The organism is Streptomyces sp. NPDC006335 (genome assembly GCF_040612795.1).
In the GTDB taxonomy this organism is placed as follows: domain Bacteria; phylum Actinomycetota; class Actinomycetes; order Streptomycetales; family Streptomycetaceae; genus Streptomyces.
Window position 1 is genome coordinate 131,828 of the sequence record NZ_JBEXQX010000018.1, and the last position, 18,978, is coordinate 150,805.

General features: G+C 65.0%; 15 protein-coding genes. 1 reads left to right on the forward strand and 14 read right to left on the reverse strand.

Annotated elements, in window-relative coordinates; genetic code table 11:
• Positions 1–18: 18 nt before the first annotated feature.
• The 12 genes from ABZ098_RS36090 to ABZ098_RS36145 form a co-directional block, all read right to left on the reverse strand.
• Positions 19–213: a hypothetical protein gene (locus ABZ098_RS36090; RefSeq protein WP_356597968.1), complete on the reverse strand. Its 195-nt coding sequence runs from the start codon at positions 211–213 to the stop codon at positions 19–21.
• Positions 214–450: 237 nt separating this feature from the next.
• On the reverse strand, positions 451–942 hold the full coding sequence (locus ABZ098_RS36095; RefSeq protein ID WP_356597969.1) for a hypothetical protein: 492 nt from the start codon (positions 940–942) through the stop codon (positions 451–453).
• 407 nt (positions 943–1,349) lie between these two features.
• Positions 1,350–1,691, reverse strand: a complete 342-nt coding sequence (locus tag ABZ098_RS36100) for a hypothetical protein (protein WP_356597970.1) — start codon at positions 1,689–1,691, stop codon at positions 1,350–1,352.
• Between the two features lie 210 nt (positions 1,692–1,901).
• Complete coding sequence (locus ABZ098_RS36105) at positions 1,902–3,770, reverse strand: DEAD/DEAH box helicase (protein ID WP_356597971.1); 1,869 nt, start codon at positions 3,768–3,770, stop codon at positions 1,902–1,904.
• Positions 3,771–4,860: 1,090 nt separating this feature from the next.
• Positions 4,861–5,190: a VRR-NUC domain-containing protein gene (locus tag ABZ098_RS36110; protein WP_356597972.1), complete on the reverse strand. Its 330-nt coding sequence runs from the start codon at positions 5,188–5,190 to the stop codon at positions 4,861–4,863.
• Positions 5,190–5,507, reverse strand: a complete 318-nt coding sequence (locus tag ABZ098_RS36115; protein WP_356597973.1) for a hypothetical protein — start codon at positions 5,505–5,507, stop codon at positions 5,190–5,192. Before ABZ098_RS36115 ends, ABZ098_RS36110 begins: the two co-directional genes overlap by 1 nt.
• Positions 5,508–5,688: 181 nt before the next feature.
• Complete coding sequence (locus ABZ098_RS36120) at positions 5,689–8,862, reverse strand: hypothetical protein (RefSeq protein WP_356597974.1); 3,174 nt, start codon at positions 8,860–8,862, stop codon at positions 5,689–5,691.
• Positions 8,863–8,927: 65 nt separating this feature from the next.
• Positions 8,928–9,155: a hypothetical protein gene (locus tag ABZ098_RS36125; protein ID WP_356597975.1), complete on the reverse strand. Its 228-nt coding sequence runs from the start codon at positions 9,153–9,155 to the stop codon at positions 8,928–8,930.
• A 7-nt stretch (positions 9,156–9,162) separates the two neighbouring features.
• A complete protein-coding gene (locus tag ABZ098_RS36130) occupies positions 9,163–11,004 on the reverse strand; it encodes a phage/plasmid primase, P4 family (protein ID WP_356597976.1) in 1,842 nt (613 codons plus the stop codon).
• A gap of 1,331 nt (positions 11,005–12,335) precedes the next feature.
• Complete coding sequence (locus tag ABZ098_RS36135; RefSeq protein ID WP_356597977.1) at positions 12,336–12,716, reverse strand: hypothetical protein; 381 nt, start codon at positions 12,714–12,716, stop codon at positions 12,336–12,338.
• Between the two features lie 184 nt (positions 12,717–12,900).
• On the reverse strand, positions 12,901–13,704 hold the full coding sequence (locus ABZ098_RS36140) for a CPBP family intramembrane glutamic endopeptidase (RefSeq protein ID WP_356597978.1): 804 nt from the start codon (positions 13,702–13,704) through the stop codon (positions 12,901–12,903).
• Positions 13,705–13,724: 20 nt separating this feature from the next.
• Positions 13,725–15,578, reverse strand: coding sequence for a DHH family phosphoesterase (locus ABZ098_RS36145; protein ID WP_356597979.1), 1,854 nt, complete (start codon positions 15,576–15,578; stop codon positions 13,725–13,727).
• 206 nt (positions 15,579–15,784) lie between these two features.
• Here ABZ098_RS36145 and ABZ098_RS36150 point away from each other — a divergent pair, with 206 nt between their 5' ends.
• The gene (locus ABZ098_RS36150; protein ID WP_356597980.1) at positions 15,785–16,123 is read left to right on the forward strand and encodes an Lsr2 family protein; all 339 of its coding nucleotides are present in this window, start codon (positions 15,785–15,787) and stop codon (positions 16,121–16,123) included.
• An 88-nt stretch (positions 16,124–16,211) separates the two neighbouring features.
• On the opposite strand, the gene ABZ098_RS36155 is transcribed toward ABZ098_RS36150, so the two are convergent.
• Both ABZ098_RS36155 and ABZ098_RS36160 read right to left on the reverse strand, forming a co-directional pair.
• The gene (locus tag ABZ098_RS36155) at positions 16,212–16,706 is read right to left on the reverse strand and encodes an SLOG family protein (RefSeq protein ID WP_356597981.1); all 495 of its coding nucleotides are present in this window, start codon (positions 16,704–16,706) and stop codon (positions 16,212–16,214) included.
• A 187-nt stretch (positions 16,707–16,893) separates the two neighbouring features.
• Complete coding sequence (locus tag ABZ098_RS36160; protein WP_356597982.1) at positions 16,894–17,052, reverse strand: hypothetical protein; 159 nt, start codon at positions 17,050–17,052, stop codon at positions 16,894–16,896.
• Positions 17,053–18,978: the final 1,926 nt, after the last annotated feature.

Consider the following 18,978-nt stretch of genomic DNA (forward strand, 5'->3'; position numbering starts at 1 on the left):
TATGGCAGCTGGCTGTAATCAGCAACGAAACTGCCGGTGGAGCTGGGCTGGTTGTGCAAGCACGGCCCCACCGGCAGTTGGGTGCTTCTTTCGCTCCTGAGCCGGCCCAACGCTTGCTCTGTCCTGCCTGAAGTTGCCCTCTTCAAGCATCTGCTCCAGCGCGTTCTTCCAGTGGTCAACCTGGTACTGCGTGATCTTCTGCTTGCGGGCCATGCGTGAGTCCCTCCTCGAAGGGCGTGATGTGGGTTGATGCTGTGCGGCAGGACCTGGCCCAGCACGAGCACGTCGTCGATGACATGGGTCTTCCTCAGGTGGCCAGCGGTTACTTGCTCTCCCCCGCACCCTGAAGGCACGCCGGAACTCGGAGGGTCCTCACCATTTTCTGCGTGGGCCAGGGCGTCGAGGTACTCCTCCAGCTCCCGCTGGGACATGTTGTGGGGGTCCGTCGAGTCAGCCATCGGAGTCTCCCTCGATGGCGCTGCGCTTGCGGGCCGAGCGCCGACGGATGCTGGCGGCGAGGCGGTCGTACTCTCGACGTGCGTCGCTCGCCCGGACACGGTGATACTCAGCCTGTCGGTTGTGGTCCCCGATCGACTTCTCAAGTCGGCTGAGCTCGCGGCGGAGGCTGTGCTCTTTGTCGCCCCAGTAGATCTCACGCACGGCGGCCGTCAGTTCCGATTGGTGCATCATCAGCCATGTGGTGGGGATCTGGGCCTGCGCCTGGGACAGCCCGCGCTCAAGTCGGAGGGTGATTTTGCCGTCGCCCGTCATGGACGGTCGTGCGAACGCGACGCTCGGTGAGCCGAGGAACGGCCTGAGTATCTGAGGCACTGTCTCCGCGGGGAACTTCGCGAGCACGCGCGAGATGAGTCCGGCGATCTCCTGGAGGTCGGCGTACATCTGGATCGCGGCGTCGACGGTCTCTGTGGTCTTGTGCTTCATCACTTCTGGTCCTTGAAGATCGGGTCCCGCTCGGGGAGCCGGGACAGGGCCTCCGTCCTGGCCGGATTGGCCTCCGCTCATGACGTAGAGGAAGCCGCTGCCCTTGGCGCAGAGGACGGAGGCGCACTGTTCCTTTGTGTCCATGACCAGACGCATTGTCAGGGCGCGCTAATGAGAGGCCGTCAGGGGTCTGGTTGGAGGTCGATGCGCGTCCCGGCTGGTGCATTGACGGGTCTCATCGGTGTTTTGCTGGGGGCTTCGGAGATCAGCGTCGTTGTCGCGTCCGGCTGGTGGCAGCAGAACGTCCCCTCAGGGACACCGCCGGAACCCGGGGATGCCCCTGAGGGGAGACGAGGTGCCCGTTGGGACGTAGCGTGGAACGGGCGGCAGAGCCGACCCTGCGTCGTTCAGGCGTCGAGTAGCGCGCAGACGGGGCACTCAGGTGCCCCGGACGGCGCGTTGCGCTGCACGGTGTAGCCGCACAGGCAACCGTGGTACGTGCCGTCACTCACGTGCATGTAGGCGTCTTCGCGCCCTCGGATCTGGTTGCGGGCATCGGTGATCTCACCGGGCTCGGTGAAGGTGATGCTGGTGACGCCCATCGGGGCGAGGCTGTCCGCGATGGAATTCTTGAGTGCCGCCACATCTGGATCGTCGTCATCGACGACCAGCCCGGTGAACCTGGCGTTCTGATCTGCCGGGTTCGGCTTGGAGCCCTTACGAGGCCTTCCACCGGTGAAGTCCTGCATTGTGCTGTCACTCCTCTGTTGTGTGCTGGCACGCTCAGTACTCTGTGGTGCCTGTCGCGGGCGCAGGAATGCAGAAGCCCTGGGCAACACGGATCCCCCAGGGCTTCTCGGCATCTCATGCCGTCGTCCGGGGCGGCTGTGCCGCCCGCTCCGTCGCACCCGAGGTGGGGATCGGTACAGAGCGCCGGGCCGTCGTCGGATGGGTGTGGGTTAGACCCGCTCGGAAGCCCAGAGGTCGTTGAGGTCCTCGCGGATCTCTTCCTCCAGGGCGGCGAGAAGCGCCTGCTCGGCGTTGGAGTCCCCGGAGACGGCCTCGATGAGGTCGTCCTGGACCTGCTGCTTGCCAGCGAGCACCGAGGGCATCCGTTCGTCCTGTGTGCCCTTGGCGATGAGCCGGTGGATGGTCACCGGCTTTGTCTGGCCCGTGCGGAAGAGCCGGCCGTTGGTCTGCAGGTAGTGCTCGAGCGAGAACGGCAGCGTGTACCAGATCATCGTCGAGCCGCCGTGCTGCAGGTTCAGGCCGTGCCCCGCGGCGGCAGGGTGGAGCAGCATCACCGGGATCTGCTTGGCGTTCCACCGGCGGACCATGTCGCGCGAGCCATCGAAGGCCTGCGCGTCGATGCCGGCCTTCCGGAGCCGTGTGAGTAGCTGCTCCTTGTCGGACTTGAAGTGATAGGCGATGAGCACGGGCTCGCCGCCGTTGTTCCGCACCAGGTACTCGGTCATCTCGATCTTCTTGTCGTGGATGACCTCGTACCGGCCCTTCGTGGTCGGGTCGTCAGGATCCGCGGTGTAGAGCGTGCCAGAGGCGAACTGCATCAGCTTGCTTGTCAGCACCGCCTGATTCGCGGCAACGATTGATTCGACGCTCTGCGTCAGCTTCCCGTCGTCGTCGGTGTAGCTCTGCACGATGTCCAGGACCAGGTCGCGCTTGAAGTCCTTGTAGGCCTGGAGCAGGTCCGGCGGGAGCGTGACATTGACGTCCTGGATACTGAGCGCCGGGAGCTGCAGGCTCGTATTCTGAGCGCTCATCACCAGATGCGAGATGGCCTGATGGATCTCAGCCTCGGCGTTTGCCGTGGGGATCCACTTCGCCGGCGTCGTCGTACCGGGCACCATCTTCGGCGTGAACCAGCGGTTGCGGAACGCGGTGATGTTCTGTCCCAGCGTCTGGCCCTGGTCGAGCAGGTAGACCTGGCTCCACAAGTCGTGAAGACCGTTAGGGCTGGGCGTTCCCGTCAGCTCGATGAGCCGGGTCATGGCCGGCCGCACTGTCGCCAGGGCCAGGAAGCGCTGCGAGTCGTGCGACTTGAAACCCTGGGACTCATCGATGATGACCGTCTGGAAGGGCCAGATGATGGTGTTCTGGCCGTTGATGTTCTGGACCGGCAGCTGGTCGACCAGACCGAAGCGGCATCGAGCGCAGCCTGCGCCGGAACAGGTCCGGCAGGAATAGGCTTCCCACGTCACCAGGACCGACTTGAGCAACTCCTGGATCCATGCGCGGATCTTTGCCTTGGCGGGCACCCGGTTGTTGGCGTTACCGGCGACCAGAGCACGGTACCCGTCGACCAGCTCGTCTCGGCCAAGCGGCCCCCGTACCTGGAGCAGGCCCAGGATCGCCATCGCCTCCGGTGAGACGGTCGGGGCAGGCACTGCGCCTGGTACCGGGGTGATCAGCTTCGTCTCCTGGGACGGCTGAGTCAGCAGCTCCTGATTGATGAAGTACATCGTCGGCGGATCGGTGGCGACCTCCTGGAAGCGCTTCAGGCGCTTGGCCTTGGAGAGCGTTCTGTCGTTCTCGTCGACGATGAGCGACTTCATCCGGATGGGGAAGCCCCACTTCTCGATCTCGTCGATCCAGGTGGAGCGGGCGATCGCCACGGGCGCTATGACGAGGATGTGCCCCATCGGGCGGACCGTCTGCAGGACCCTGAGGGTCGTGAGCGTCTTGCCGGCCCCGACGCCGAGCCACGCGCCGGCGAAGGGGTGGTCAACGAGGAAGTCGTGGATCTGCTGCTGATGCGGCATCAGCGAGATCGGAGACGGAGCAGTAGCCGCGGTCATGTCGCTGGTCATCCCTTCTCTTCGAGTGAGTGTTCATTTGCTTTCTGCGGAGCCTCGGGAGTGATGTCGGAGTTCGTTCTGGTTGCGGGAACTGACGCGGCACCATCGAGGTGGCTCGCCGACGCGAGCCCAGAGCAGCCGCAGTGCTGAAGGGCCGCCGGCAGACCTCGTACCTGAACTCCTGTGCCTGGGACGTGTATTGGGTTTCGGTCTCGGCTTCAGCCGCACGTATGACCTCGAATAGCGGCCGTCGGAGGTCACCTTCAGCGGCGTATCCGCAGGAAGGCTGCCTTCTTGGGCGTCGAACCAGGCGTCAGCCCGGCGGCCCGTCCGGCACCTGCGCGTCCTCCAGGGCATCGCCCTGCGCCACGGCGAACTCGACGAGTGGTCCTACGTCATCAAGTACGGCGGCTGGCAGGTGAAAGCTGTGCTGTGCTGGATGAACGCCTGGGCCACCGTGAACTCTTGGGCCGGTATGGGTTCATGAGTGGAGTCCGACGATGGAACGTCAGCATGGTGCTCGGCCATGAGCCGGCGCATGTCGGCCCTGGCTCGCCCAGACGGCCCCAGAGGGTGCTCAGCACCCCGGGGGCCTCCGTCGGCCAGCAGTTCATCCAGCAGGCGGAGGCTCTGTGCGTCCAGTCGGTTCCGCAGACGGCGTTCAGCCTGGAGCGGCGCCACCTTCTGAACGGACTCCTGGATCTTTTCCGCTGTACCTCACGACGCGCCCCCGGTGCCGTAACGCTCCAGCGCCGCGTCCACGCCTCGCCGGAACGACTCCAGATTCAACCGAATGTCCGCCGGGACGGGCACGCCCCGGTAGTGCGGCTGCGGAACATCCCGGCTGCCGAACCCAGGGCCCCACTCCCCGGCCGGAGGGCGCTCGCCGTAGGGGTACGCCATCGGCAGCGGGCCGTCGTTGTGCGTGCCCTACATCTTGGCCGTGTGCATGGTCGGGATGAGGGTCCCGGTCAGACTCCGGCAGCGGTTGCAGGGGTAGTTGACGTACCGGACGTCCGTGTTCGCCCGCTGTCCATCGCAGGTGGAGCAGTTCCACGTGCCGCACCGGCGGCACGCGTAGCGAGGCTCGCTCACGACGCACCTATGTATCTGTGGGTCGTGGTGCTGCGCTCTGTTGGTCGGATGAGATCCTGAGGAGGTGCCCGATGAAGACGTCGATGCTCGGCTTGTCGTCGACGACGTGAACCTCGGCCCCGTGGCGGCGCAGCTTGGCGTGCGTGAGCTGTTGCAGCTTCCGCAGCTGGCCGCCGGGGCGCTTGACCTCGACGAACACGGTGCCGCCGGGGGCGACGACGATCCGGTCGGGCACTCCCCCGCGTGCCGGCGAGACGAATTTCAGGCACAGGAAGCCGTGCGCCCGGCACTGGCTGAGGAGGTAGTCCTCGATGGTGCTCTCACGCGTGCGAGCCATCAGGGCTGTGTGTTCTCGTCCGAGGAGACCGTCGGCGCGCCGTACTTCAGCTCACCGGGCGCGACGAGGCGGAAGCCCGTAGAGTGCCTGTGCATTCGGGAGACGCTGAGGCTGGAGTACTTCGTGCCGTAGTGATCCCGGAGTTGGGCCTCTCCGTCCGCTACGGACTCGATGACGACGTGGCGCTTGCCCTGCCGGGTGTCGAGGTCCTCCCAGATCTGGCCCCGGCAGACCAGGATGCCCTCGCGGGTCGTGTTCTTCTCCTGCTGAGCCTGAGCGTCTTCGTCCTGGGCGGAGGTGTCGATCGCGGCACTCACAGCTCGTCGCCCCCTTCAACCATGCAGACGGGAAGTGTGGTGGTCTGGAACATGACGTCTCTCGACTCTCTTGCCATGGCGAGCCAGACTCGCCTTCATCTGAAATTCGAATCGGGCACCGAGCAGCGTCGTGTCGGCACAGCCCGGCGTCCTGCGGTCCGATGGTGGAGCGGGGAGCTGATCAGGCGGCGTTCTTCCAGTTCTTGGTGAACGTCTCGTCGAGCATCCGGGTGTAGATGTCGAGATCGAGCGCCCCGATGAGCTGCTCGACTCGGTAGGCCGGCAGCGCGCGGAGGTCGTCGTTGACGACGATCACCGACCAGTGCGGGTCGATGCCGTTGATCCGGCGGATCACGACGTCCTGGTCATCGGGCAGCAGCCTGAGACCGTCGGAGGTGCTGGCCTCGCTGCGGTTCTTCGCCCACCCGTGGTGGCGCAGGATCTCCAGCGCGATCGGGTCACGTCGCACCCCGGCCCTGCCGGACTCGCGCCGCTTACTCTGGCTGGCCGGGTTCACCTTCCATGCGCCGGCGTTGTGCAGGCTCACGGCACCATCGGTGCTGTCGTGGACGATGAAAACCCGGTTGACCATCTGCAGGGCCCGCGGGTTCACCAGCTGCGCATCGGCGTCCTCGTTGTCGTCACGGTCGGGCCCGGCGCTGACCGGGTCGGCGGCGAACGGGTAGGTGATTGATCCACGCGAGGCGGCGAGGACGTTCTGGAACAGCAGCAGCGTATGCACAGGATCGGCCGGGTCGATCGCCTCCTCGATCATCTTCCGACCCAGCACGGGATCGAACGGCTCGGCGAGAGCCTCCTCTCCCCTGTTGGCGACGGTCTGCAGGTAGCGGGCCAGTGCGAAGTCGATCACGGCCGGGTGGGCCAGCGACTTCGTCGGCGTAGGACCCGCGTGGCAGGCGAGCGTCCCGCCGGAGGCGGTGATGATCGGGCTGTCGGCGACGCTCCGGTCCTCACTGGGCGACTCCAGCTCGAGCCGGTTGTTCGAGTCCTTACTGATGAGGAACATCAGCTCCGGTTCGATGTCGATGCCGATGGCGGCCTGCTGCTCGGCGAGCACCCGGTTGTTGGCGGTCTCATCGAAGCCGTTCTCGCCGCCGACGACGGAGTAGAGGCCGTCGGTGTTCGTCGAGATGATCCGCGCGCCGGCCAGCGTCTGGGCCTGCCCGATCCGCCAGCTGAACAGCTGTCCGATGATCCGCATCGAGATGGTGCGGTTGTTCATCCTGATCGGGGTCCGGTGCGCGGCGTCAGCAGCTCCAGAGGCTGAGTTGAGAATCAGCTTCGTGCCGTTGCGCAAGGTCGCGAGCCGGGCCTTCTCCTCGGTGGAGATCCCCGGCTTCTTCATCTCGAAGCCCAGGCGCTCCTTCTCGAAGAAGATCGTCGTGTAGCGGTCCTCGCCCAGCTCGGGATTGTAAAACGCCCTCATGTTGCGCAGCAGGTTCGGGTAGTAGCTCGTAAAGTCCTCGTGGATGACAAGGCCTGCCGAGGTCCGTGCGAACTTCGGGTGCAGCTTGGTGGACTTGTCGGCCTTCGCAATGAACAGCGCGGGTGCTTTCCTCGCCGGCTCATCGCGGTAGACGGCCCTGGCCGCCGAGGTGACGGCCAAGACGACCTTGCCGTCGAGCACGGTCCCGTCGGCCAGGCGCACGTGCATCGCCTCGGTGTCCGGGCGTTGGGTAGTCAGTAGCTGGGTCGGATCCGGCACTTGGGCCTGCGCACGTGCGAGCTGCTCCGCCTGGTCCGGATCGTCCTTCTTCGGCTTGCGATACTTCACCTTTTTCGGGTCCGAGCCCAGCAACACGAGCCGCTTGTCGACGGCGGTGCCGTCGGGCAGCGCGAGCAGGTTGTGCTGGCGCTTGGCCTCGGCGACGAAGTCTTTCGCATCCGGGTACAAGAGCTTGGCAAGGCCGATCATGGCTGCGTGTTCTCGGTACTCGAAAGAGTCGGCGTCGAAGACTGCCAGGTTCGCTTCCGCGCCGTGGATGCCGCCTGTGCTGAACGTGGCGAAGCACGACGACGGGGAGGCGTCACGGTGGAAGTAGGGCACGTTGTTCGGCGTCTTCGGCAGCTCGCGCAAGGACTTGGCCGGGAGGTCGAACAGGTCGCGGTACTCCTCGGAGTCGTTGAAGTTATGCCCCTCGATCGAGCGGTAGTAGTTGACGACCTGCATGAACTGGCGGTGCGCATTCGCCTGTGCCGGCGTCGCTGCTGGGTCCTTGGCAGGATCGGGGGCCACGTTCTCCTCGAAGAATCGCACGCACTCGTCGAGCACGTTGACCTGCGAGATGCCCCTTTTCTCGGCCACCTCCTTGGCCGGATAGAGATACGACACGGCCTCGATGTCGTTCAGCGAGGTGTACGGCGCGAGGATACGGCCGACGAACTTCGCCGAGGACGAGTCGATGGTCAGGCGGTCCCGGCGCACCGAGCCGTTCTTGGCGTAAACGGTTTCGGAGTACTGCGCCAGGAGGCCCGCCTTGAGGTCGAAGTTGCTGGCGTACGCCGGGTGCTGGAAGAGCTGTGCCAGGCCCAGGCAGTCGGAGACGTTGTACGCCAGCAGCTCGTAGAGATCCTCGATCGCGGCGATCGAGGTGTCGTGGCCGAGCTTTTCGGACTCCTTGATCTGGCGGCCGAGCATCCCGAGCAGGCGCTTGAGGCTCACCTTGGTCTGCAGCTCGTTGAGGCGGGCAACGTCCAGATGCCGGCCCGAGTGCATCATGGCGCGGCGGATCTTGGCGGCCGGGCCATCCCAGCCGAGGTAGCCGGGCATGTACTCGATGTGCTCGTTGAACAGCTTGTCGTTGTGCTCGCGCATCTCGCGCGCGGTGGTCGGCTGGAACAGACGACCGGAGTGCGGAGCCGGGAAGGTCTCCATCAGGTACAGCGCGAGCATGGTCGTGTCGTAGTTCAGCGAGTTGTACCCGGCCAGGAACGGGTGCTTCAGCGGGTCGTACTCGGGATCCGTGTCGCAGACCGGGCGTAGGCTCGCCGGATAGGACGAGACCTCGCTTCGGTCGTTGACCTGCTCGGCGTTCGAGAGGCCCATCAGCTCGGCAAGGCGGAGGTTGCCCCGCTCGCCGCGCAGGTTCCACAGCTGGACGCTCACCGCGGGCAAGCCCGGGTTGGAGCGCACCATGGCTTCATAGAGTGCCTGCGGGTCCACGGCGTCGGAGAGCTGCTGATTGTCGGCGAGGAAGAAGATCTCCAGGTCGTCGACGGCTCTGTCGGGCCGCGGGGTGTAGGCGCACAGAGTGAAGACGTCCGACAGCGACTCGATGTCGTAGAACGTGAAGCGCGCCTTCGAGGCCGTGACGGGTGTTCGCTGTGTGGTCATGATGGGGATCTCTTCTCGTCGGTCCGACCATCACGGCCGGTATCGGGGAGGAGGCGCGCGTGGCCTCAGAGGAAATCGTGAGGAGAGCACAGGCGCGGGGTCTCCATGCGCCGGGACGCCTCACTCATGAGCCGGGCCTTCTCCTCGGGCTCTGCCGTGGTCCGCGAGCGGACGATGAGGTGGGTGATCTGCTGCCCGCGCGCAACGTCGGACATCGCCGTGATCAGGCGGCGCGGGCGAGTTGGAGTACCGGCCTGGGTGAGTTCGCCGAGTGCGCCAGCAGTTTTAGTCATGGGTGCATCAGTCCTGTTCGTCAGTGGTGTCGTCGGCTGGGGTGGAGGCGCCCGTGTGCCGGAGCAGTCCGCGGTAGTTGGCCTGCAGCGTCGGCTGGGACTTCTTCTTCGGGTCGCTGCCGGTGTAGCTCGGGTGCATCCACTTCTTCAGCTCGTACTCAGCGATAAGCGTCTCGGGGTGGCTCATCATCTGGCCGGGCCGGATCTTGCGGTTCTTGTCCGGACAGTGCCACCACGCATCCGGCCGGACGATCGCCACGAGGTCAGTGATGAACTGCTTGTTGCTCACCGGCGAGCCCGACGGCGAGACGTCGGCGAACCAGGCCTTGTACAGGTCGTAGAGGAACGTGAACGGTGCAAGGTCCCAGGCCAGCCGGCCGCGGAACTCTTCCCAGAAAGCGCGCACGGGGTCGTTGACCTCCTTGTACTCGGCCAGGACTTCCTTGGTGGCCACCGGCTCTGAGAGCTGGTAGTAGTCACCCGGCGATGACGCACCGGCGCGGTTGACCGCATACCAGAAGACGTACTCCAGGACCTCACGGCGCTGGAGGTAGTCGTCCTTGATGTACTTCTTCTCGGCTCCGGTGAAGCTCTTGGTGAAGGGCACGAAGAGCTGCCGGCGGTAGAACGACTCGGACTTGTCCTTCACGCGCGGGAACTCGTTCAGGCACTGGACCATGAAGCCGAAGAACTGGTAGGCGATCGGCATCCGGTACTTGCGGTTGATCTGGATGACGTCGTTGGTCACGATCGCCTTCAGGTTGGCCGCCTTGTCGATGAAGGTGCCGACATCGTTCTCGTCGACGATGATCGCGTTGGCGCGCACCAGCGGTTCGAGCGCGAAGTCCTTGCCGAAGTCCGAGAGCGGAATCGAGGTATGCGCGCCGCTGCCGACGAGGTTGCGCATGAGCGCGCAGAGCGTGCCCTTACCGTTGTTGCCCTGCTCGGAGTAGAACCAGGCGGTCTTGCCCCAGCGCACGTGCGGCCGGATGATCGCGCCGATGATCTCCCAGATCAGGTCAGCGAGACCCTCGTCACCGGGCTGGTCGAAGAGCTCTTCGACCCAGGCGACGACTTCCCAATCTCCGTCCTCAGGGTGCGTGATGACCTGCTGCGGGGCGTCGTCCACGTAGTCGACGTCGTTCTTGGTCAGCAGCACGATGGCGGGGTCGAAGGGGTGGACCTGCTTGGGCTCGAAGTGGAAGTCCTTGCCGAAGATCGTGACGTCCAGCGGCTCGGTGCCGTAGAAGACGATGCCATTGCGCGCGGCGATGAAGTCGCGGTGCGTGCTCTGGTGCCGACGCGGGCTGTCCTCGCGCAAAACTGCCAGGACCTCGGCGAACTCCTTGAGGGTCAACTGGGTGTTGTACATGCGCGCCGTGGTGCGGATGTCGTCCTCGCTGGTGGTGTACGTTCCACGCGCGCGGCCCGTGGCCTGGTACATCGCCAGCAGGTCGTACTCACGGTCGGTGTCCTTGGCGTTGGGCGTGATGCGGATGACGTGGTGCAGACGCAGGAGGATCTGCGCGACCTGCCAGTACGTCAGATATCTCGGCAGGGGGTATTTCTCGGCGGCCACGGCTGCCTTGAAGTTCTCGGCCTTGATGACGCCGCCCACGATCGCCAGCAGCTCCTTCTCCAGCACGCGAGACGTCGGAGGATCGGCCGGGTCGATCTGGTCGAGGTAGGCGGCGGTGACGTAGGTGACGATCTCGTTCTGCGGAGCCATGTCGTCGCGGTTCGAGAAGTACCCCATGACGCTGGCCAGGACGTCGGCGACGGGGTTGGTGCGCGGTCCGGCGCTGGAACCGGCGGCGGGTACGGATGTGGGGGCATCACTAGGCGTCATGTTGCTGCTTTCTCGATCGTGATCGAATCCTGCCGGCGATGAGTGGGAAGCCGATTGGACTCGTAATCGAATGGAACGCGATCTTGACCCTATGTCATCAGAGTCGCCTTTCGCAATGATTGAGTCTCCAGCCAATGAGCGTGTCCACTGAGGTCACGGATGGCCGCCAAAGGTGGTCACGATTGGGCCGGGACAGGGATTGGAGAGGGGTGCCGCGACCACCACGGCCAAGCCACACACGTCACGAGCCTGGGTGAGACGTGAGAAGCCAGTGACTCCGTCGGGCGCATGCCCTCACGGAGTCACTGGCTTCTCATGCTCGACCACGCACCCGCGGGCGGCGTGAGCCGCCCGGCCTGTGATCGAGGTTCGGAGGAGTTCTTCTGACCAGCCGAGCCAGCCGTCACCAGAGCATCGACGGGATGCCCTCCAGGAGGGCCCCGAAAGCTGCATACACCGCAGGGGTATACGAGCCTGTACCACTTGACGTGGTACACCTGTTTCCCCAGGTCAGACCAGGAATTTTGGGAGTTCAAGAGCAGGGTGTACCACGTAGAGATTGTGCGTGGTACAGGCATTCCCCCAGGTCAGACAGGGTTATATACCCTCCGTACCACTTGTACCAGGAAATGACGACTAGATACACGCGCGGGGGATATGAGAGCAGACTGGCGAGCTAGGGGCTGGCGCTGTGTGGATTGCTCCCGAGCGCATCCCCTATGTAAACGGTCACAAATGCGTGGTACTCGTGGTACACGGGCGGGATGCGCTGGGTGACCAGGTAAAACGTCGTACCATTTCGATGCTCTCAAGTGGTACGCCCGATGCGGGAAACAGCCTCGTGGTACAGATGTTCGCCCAGGCCAGACGCGGTTTTCAGGGCTGTACCACGTCTCGTGGTACAGCTGGCAGTTCGATGCGCCGCCTGGCGACCAAGCCGAGGCGCCTCCCGGGCCGGGACGCCGTACGACTCTGCGTCCCGGCCGAGCCTCAGGGAACTGGAAGCCGTATGGGACATCACTGGCGTCCCGAGGCTCACAGAAGGCTGCTGACGCATCCTCCGGGCGCAAGTCGGAACTCTGTCCGAGTTGTTCGCCCATAAGGCTCCACTGGAGACGAGAGGGCATGGGACTGGAATTCGCTGCTCATTGCAAGTGATCCATGACTGCTGCTATCGTTGGCGCCAGGTGATCGATGCTGCACTGGAACGTGAACCCAGAGAGGCCGGAGAGCATCCCCGTGGGAAGGGAGCTCGCCGGCCTCTCTGCATGTGCTGACGTGCGCAAGGCGTGGATGGCGCGAATCACCCAGGGGTGACCATGCTTCAGCTGTCATCCCGCCTTGGAGGCCTCGGGACTGCGCCTACGGACTCGATCGTCTGTTTCGACAACGTAGAGGATCTCGTAGGAAATCGTGGTGTTGAGGTTGAGCCGGTTCTTACTCTGGCTCTTCTCCATCGTGATCTTGCGGAAGCCTCGGACGGACTCAGCGCGATCGAAGAACCGGAGCAGCCTCGCGTTCACTCGCTCACGGGCCTGTTCGGCCGTGATGCCCATGTCGGAGACGACAAAGACGTGCGTGTGACCGCGATCGAAGGTGGGTTTCTCACCAGTGTCGAGGTCCAGACGGATCTTCGCACGGCTGATGTCGAGCGCGTCGGGACGGACGAGCTGTCCTCGTGAGTCGTACGTGCAGGTGCTGACGACAGCCATGATGAGATCCTCTCCTCTCCTGACGAGTATGACTGAGTAGTTACTTTCAGTCATACCCCCGGTGACCGGAACACCCCGGTCACCACGAGCATGCCCTCCGCACGCGGGGCCGGCGGCTGAAAGGCCGCCACTCCCGCACGGAGGGCACCATCGTCTTGTTCAGAAGAGAGGCTGAGTACCTCGTTCACTCCATCGCGGACTCGCCTTCCGCGCCCTGGACTGAGCCCGGCGCAGTCCCGCCGACGACCCGCCGGTAGAGCCCCAAGGCACAACCAGCGAAGGCCAGGCACAGGAACACCGCGGAGACAGGGTTCGCCAGAACGCCTAGCACCTGTGCTGGGACAAGGGCGGCAGCGAGGTTGAAGCCCAAGTGCAGGAGCACACAGGGCCAGAGCACGCGCGTGCGTTCGTACACCAGAGCCAGGAGTACCGCCAACGGCAAGGTCGAGGCGAACTGCATGGCATTACCGTGCACCAGGCCGAACACCACAGCGGTTACCAGCGTTGAGGCGAGGATGCCCACCCGCTTGCGCAGCAAGGGGTAGATCAGCCCTCGGAACAGGAACTCCTCCCCGGCGGGAGCCGCGACCAGGGTGAGCAGAAGAGTTGCCGCAGCCCCGGCCGCATGCCTGGTCTGGTTCGAGGCGTCGAAGCCGGCAGACCCGGCCGTCACGTAGATCCACAAGGATGGCGCCTGGCCGGCGAGGAAGGCCAGGACCGCGCAGCCGAGGACGGTCCACCCGAAGCGTGGGATCTCCGGCCTCGGCTGCGGGGCCGGAGCATGCGCGAGCCACCGGGGCCGCTGGATCCTCATCCAACCGACCAGGACGACGACGAGCATGCCCAGGACGGCGGTCGCGACGATCGGCTCTCCGATAAGAAGGACTGCGAAGGTGCCGAGGCCGAGGTAGAACGCCATGACCACGAACGGCACAAGGACGCACCAACCGATGCTGAGCAGACGCGAGGTGATCGGTGAAGTCGTCAAGGTCTCCCCCTCTACGGATCTCAAGCCGCTGTGGTGATCTGCTCGTTGATGACGGCCTGGACGCGGGTGTCGCCGCGGAAGGTGTTCAGCTGCAGTGTCGCCGTGAAGCGCAGCGTCCCGAGCTGGGTGCGGCTGGCGCGCTGCACGAAGCCCCGGAGCACGTCGAACTTCTCCTCGGCGACGTTCCACCACAGGCAGGACAGGCCGGACCGGGTGACCAGGCGCAGGTGCTGCGATTCGGATCCGATCCGGTCCACGCGCAGTCCCAGGGGCTCGATCGCGATCTCGACGACCGGCGCGGTGAAACCGTGTCCGAAGGGCTTGAGTCCCTCGATCCGGCGCACCAGCTCGAACAGCGGCTCCAGATCCTCGAGGCCGGCGTCGCAGTCGGCGTCCGGGCCGAGTACCAGATCACCGCTCGGTCCCTCGGTGTTGACGGCGAGCAGGGCGACCTGGGTGGCCTCCTGCAGCACGGCGACGAGGTCACCGAGCTTCTCAGCCTTCGCGACGCGGACGCCACAGGCCTGCTGGTGCCCGATGGCGCTGAGTCCGTCGTGCGGTTCCAGGCTGGTGATGAAATCGAACCACCCCGGCGCGCGACCGGAGCCGCTGACGAAATCGTCGGGGCCGGCGGGCAGGTTGACGACGACGACCGGGTGGCCGTTGAGCTCCATCATCCGGTTGGCCAGCAGCCCGTACATGCCCGGGTAGGCGTCCGAGAAGTACACCCACGGGGCCAACGGCTGGTCCCCGGTGGTGAGTTCTTCCATGTGCTCGATGACCAGCTGCTTGCGCAGATCGTTGCTCTCGATCACCTGGTGGGCGACCTTGAGCTTGACGTCAGCACCGGCGGCCGTGAACACCGCGAAGCACGGCTCAAGCGAGGCCCCCGTGCGGCGCGGGCTGTTCATCGCCGGGGCGAGGTAGAAGCCGAAGAAGCCCTCGTCGAGGTCGTCGACGTCTCGAATCTTGCCGATCTGCGCGAAGGCCTTGAGCACGATCGCGAAGCCCTCGAAGGCCCGGAGGAAGACCGGATGATGTGGCTCGGTGCGCAGCAGCTGCATCAGGATCGACTGCTCGACGTCGATGGCATCGGGGTCAGCGTCGAACCCACCCCAGGGATTGGGGATCGTCTTCGGCGCGGCAACGCGCAGCAGGCGGGCGATCGAAATTGCATCGCGCACCAGCTGGCGGTTCTCGTACAGAACGGGCATGACGTCGGAGACGGTGCCAAGGCCGGCGAACAGGCGCAGTAGGCGGATTTCCCAGAGCTTCTCGGGCCGGTGCACGCGAGTGTAGGCCTCGATCACCTGGTAGAGCACGTGGGCACCGCAGATTCCGGTGTGGGCGTAGGTCTCGTCGATCCGGCACGGGTCGACGGTGATGTCTGCGGTCGAGCCCGGCGCGAGCTCTTCGTGGTGATCGGTCACCAGCGTCGTCCAGCCCAGGGCGCGTGCGGCGGCGATACCGCGGTGGGAGTTGACTCCCCCGTCACAAGTGAGCAGAACCCGCGTGTCGGGCCACTTCGCGTGGATCTCGGCGACGTCCTCGGGTGCGAGCTCGTGGCCGCGGCGGTAGTCGGGCAGGTGTAGCTCGACGTCGAAGCCGAGCTCGGACAGGCCTGCGTAGCCGAGGACCCCGGAGGAGATGCCGTCCATGTCGAAGTCGGGGGCGATGGTGATCTTCTTGCCCGCGGTCCGGGCGTCATGAAGAGCCTCAACCATCTCGGCCAGGTCCAGGAGCTCATCGTGCTCGGTGGACTCGATCTCCTTGAGGTACTGATCCGACCAGCCCCGGCGCTGGCGCAGCACCTCGAAGAGGTCGGTGTCCTCGTCGGTGAGCGAATGGTCGTCGACGGTACGGAGCGTGGACATGGCGGGGACCTCTCGATCGGGGTTGTTGGTCGGTGGGAACGGTGCAAAAACCCCCTAACCGACACTGCGATTTTAGCAGTGACATTTGCATCTACTGCCCAATTAGCAGTACTTCCGAGTCTTACTCGGGCTTTCAATGGCACACTTATCTCGAATGGCTGCGACAGACTTTCCAAGGTCCTTGTGCATCGGCTACTATCGCCGGTATGGCTATTAGGAGCATTGTCGAGTCAGATCTCAGTGGGAAGCCGGATGCGGCGACAGCTATGTTCGGCCTGGGTGACACTTGGTACGAAATCGATCTCACCGCTGAAGAACAGAAGAAGCTTGAGGAAGCACTGAAGCCGTACCTCAAGGCCGGCCGGAAGGCCGGGAAGACAATGCCGGTCAAGAAGCGAGTCGTACCCGAGACGACTGCCGAGGAGCGCGACAAGATCCGTGAGTGGGCCAAGAAGGAGGGCTATGAGTTCGCGGAACGGGGGCGCATCCCGAAGAAGGTCATGAAGGCCTATGACGAGGCGCACGGCATCGATCGGAGCAAGTAGCGCTGAGCCTGGTGTTCACCTCCCGGCCGACTCCTCCCATCCGTCCTTGAAGGGCCCTGCAGCACACTGCAGGGCCCTTCGTGTGTCTTCAGAACGGCGGAAGCGACGGATGGAGCACGGTGGTCGTCTCGATCTCCGCGGCTCGCGCGCGAGACCTGCAGTGGATCGTGCCGTGCGAGAAGTGCCCCGGTGCATGCGGCATGAGCTGCTCCTGGGCTCGCTGCGGACATCCTGGCTTCCGGCAGAGGTCGAGGAAGGCCGTGCACAGCACCTGAGCCCCAGCCCCGCGGAAGACCTGGGCGGCGTCGACCATCTCCTGGTTGCGCTGGAAGCCGGCCCGCTTCCCACGCGCCAACCAGTCGGCGGGGAAGGGGAGGATCTTGAAGCCGGCGGCCCTCCACAGGCGCTCGGCCATCGCGTCGGCGCCCTCGGGGCAATGCCCCGAGATGAGTACCGGCCGGGTGACGTTCTTCGCTCCCCAGTCGCGCCAGGCGTCGTTGAAGGTCGAGCGCATACTCTGCTCGTCGTTCCAGCTGCGGGAACCGGTGACGAGGACGACATGCGAGAACGATTCTGGAATCATTTCAGCAATCATTTGAGTCTCCTCTCCTTGTGACTCGGAGGTCTCCACAGCTGGAGTCGGGAGCTGTGGCCATGATGTCTGGACAGGCGTGACGGCCTTCATGTCGCTGGCTCATACCGGTCGGCTGGTACTGAGATCGATGACGGCCTGGTCCTTCTCCCGGTGGAGCTCGACGCGGATCTGCTCGTCAACACGTCGGCATGAGGGTGTACATCCCGTCATCGCTGTGGGAGACGTGCAGGGGGACGACGGTGCTGTCTTCGTCGTCGGTGAAGTCGACGTTGCGGCCTTCGCCTTCGCGGGAGCGCATCACCTCGGCGACGGCTTCGTTGTTCGGTTGCCACAACTTCGGCTCGCAGCGGGCTCCGGTCTCGTAGGGCGAGAGTTCGGGCTGGGACTGCGTGCTGGTGGCGTCCCTTCGTGGACTCGGGTGCGAGTGGCGACCATCGAGTGCGGACCCGCTCGGGGCCGTGTGATCTCGATGATCGATCCAGCCCCCGTGCCAGCTTTGCTGGCTGACGACCCTGAAGAACTCGCTGGCGTGATCTGCTCCCGGATGGATCGCGCAGCGAGCCGGTCGCACGGGTCGGCACTTCCCGCCTGCGCCAGGCGCGCAGCGCCAGGCGATCCACCACTGCTGCACCCTCTGCTGCTCTCCGCATCTGTGGACAGCTACAGCGGGGCAGTGGTGGGGCTTCCTCTCTCAAGCGCAGCGCTGGGCATAGACGGAGGGAGCGCCAGCGACCGACGGACCAGCGAGCGAAGCGAGCGGTGGAACCCGTCGGCTATGCCGACTGACACGTCCTCGGAGCGCAGTGGAGAGGCCGAGCGAAGCGAGGGTCCGCAGGACACGTGTTATCAGGTTCCCTTATGCCCTTTTGCTTTCTTGTCGTCGTTGTCGCTGTTCCACGGCTGGAGCCTTAGCGGAAGCCTGGAACACCAGGGGAAACGGTCCGTACCCTCTTGATCCGTACCCCTCCCCCTTTTCCGCGCAGCGGGTGTACGGGTCTGGCTGTTTCGCCTGGTCATCGCACCTTCTGGCTGTACTGCTTTTTCGACGTCCGTGATACGGCCGTACCCTACGCTGATCCGTCCTCGTGAGGCACGAGCGAGGCGGGGGTACGGGTCTGCTCCCGACGGGGCACAGCCCCGGTTCATCGCCCTGCTGCCGTCGGCGACACCGCCTTCGCCGCGCAGCGGATCCGTCCTCCCGCAACAGGACAACGCTCTCCTCCACCGCTCGCTGCGGCGGCGCAGCCGGCCTCGCCCCGTCGCGTTGTGCTGGCTGCACCGACGTGGATTCGCCTCGCTCCGGTGGTTGCTCCGGTGCTGCCGCGGCAGCGTGCCATCACCTCACGCACCGCGTCCGAGGTGGGCGTTCGGCACTACCTTGTCGTCGCACGATCCGGCCCCGGGATGTGCTCCGTCTTGCGCTTGCGCGGCGAGCCCGGGGTGGTCCTTCGTGGACGCATCAGAAGAAGAGTGGCCGGACTGCTGCGATCAGCTGACCATCGCGCAGCGAGCAGCTGCACCTTCATCGGGCTGTTGTCGTCTTCCTCCAGGAGCCTTTGCTGCGGAAGCAAGTCGTTCCCCGCTCGCTCGGTGCGTGCGGGGACCTACTCCCCCTTCGCACCTTCACCCTCTGCTCGACCAGGACGGCCCGATGGCACCCCTGTACAGACCGCCGCAACAGCATCGTGCCGACGGCTCACCGGCCGGTGTGCTGATCTCACTCCGCCGGCGCTTCCGTGGCTGCGCTGCCATGCCCACCGACAGGCTCTCGCGAGGGGCACAGACAGGCTTTTCGAACCCATGGAACAGCGTCCCCCGCGTGTCTCTGGGGCGACTCATCGGGACACGCGGGGGACGCGACTGGGACACACATAGGACACCGATTGATGCCGGTGTACCTCTTGGAGTTCTGCCCACGTCCTTACGGTGTCTCGCGCGCGCCCTGTCAGTGCCACACTGGCGTCGCACACAGAGCCTGCGAAGTACTCACCTGTGCAGGGATGCCGGGTGGCGTCTCCCGGGAGGCGCCACAGGGACGCCAATAAAACCTCATCCGCACTTCGCTGCGCCTCTCCTGGATCAGTGTCGGTACCTCAGGTGTCTCGCAGGTGTCCCGGGTGAGCATCTGCTGCGTCGCAGTTGGGGCGCTGAGGCGTACGGTGCCGGCGGCCTGCGTGCGGTCTCCCCTGATGGAGGCATGGGGGTGTCTCACAAGTGTCCCTGCCGGTACTCGACAGGGACTCGGACAGCGTCTCCCTTG

What these genes read in the sequence shown, in the direction of transcription:
- ABZ098_RS36090 (WP_356597968.1), bottom strand. Translation starts at nt 213, where the DNA reads ATGGCCCGCAAGCAGAAGATCACGCAGTACCAGGTTGACCACTGGAAG.
- ABZ098_RS36095 (WP_356597969.1), bottom strand. Translation starts at nt 942, where the DNA reads ATGAAGCACAAGACCACAGAGACCGTCGACGCCGCGATCCAGATGTAC.
- ABZ098_RS36100 (WP_356597970.1), bottom strand. Translation starts at nt 1,691, where the DNA reads ATGCAGGACTTCACCGGTGGAAGGCCTCGTAAGGGCTCCAAGCCGAAC.
- ABZ098_RS36105 (WP_356597971.1), bottom strand. Translation starts at nt 3,770, where the DNA reads ATGACCAGCGACATGACCGCGGCTACTGCTCCGTCTCCGATCTCGCTG.
- ABZ098_RS36110 (WP_356597972.1), bottom strand. Translation starts at nt 5,190, where the DNA reads ATGGCTCGCACGCGTGAGAGCACCATCGAGGACTACCTCCTCAGCCAG.
- ABZ098_RS36120 (WP_356597974.1), bottom strand. Translation starts at nt 8,862, where the DNA reads ATGACCACACAGCGAACACCCGTCACGGCCTCGAAGGCGCGCTTCACG.
- ABZ098_RS36125 (WP_356597975.1), bottom strand. Translation starts at nt 9,155, where the DNA reads ATGACTAAAACTGCTGGCGCACTCGGCGAACTCACCCAGGCCGGTACT.
- ABZ098_RS36130 (WP_356597976.1), bottom strand. Translation starts at nt 11,004, where the DNA reads ATGACGCCTAGTGATGCCCCCACATCCGTACCCGCCGCCGGTTCCAGC.
- ABZ098_RS36135 (WP_356597977.1), bottom strand. Translation starts at nt 12,716, where the DNA reads ATGGCTGTCGTCAGCACCTGCACGTACGACTCACGAGGACAGCTCGTC.
- ABZ098_RS36145 (WP_356597979.1), bottom strand. Translation starts at nt 15,578, where the DNA reads ATGTCCACGCTCCGTACCGTCGACGACCATTCGCTCACCGACGAGGAC.
- ABZ098_RS36150 (WP_356597980.1), top strand. Translation starts at nt 15,785, where the DNA reads ATGGCTATTAGGAGCATTGTCGAGTCAGATCTCAGTGGGAAGCCGGAT.
- ABZ098_RS36155 (WP_356597981.1), bottom strand. Translation starts at nt 16,706, where the DNA reads ATGATTCCAGAATCGTTCTCGCATGTCGTCCTCGTCACCGGTTCCCGC.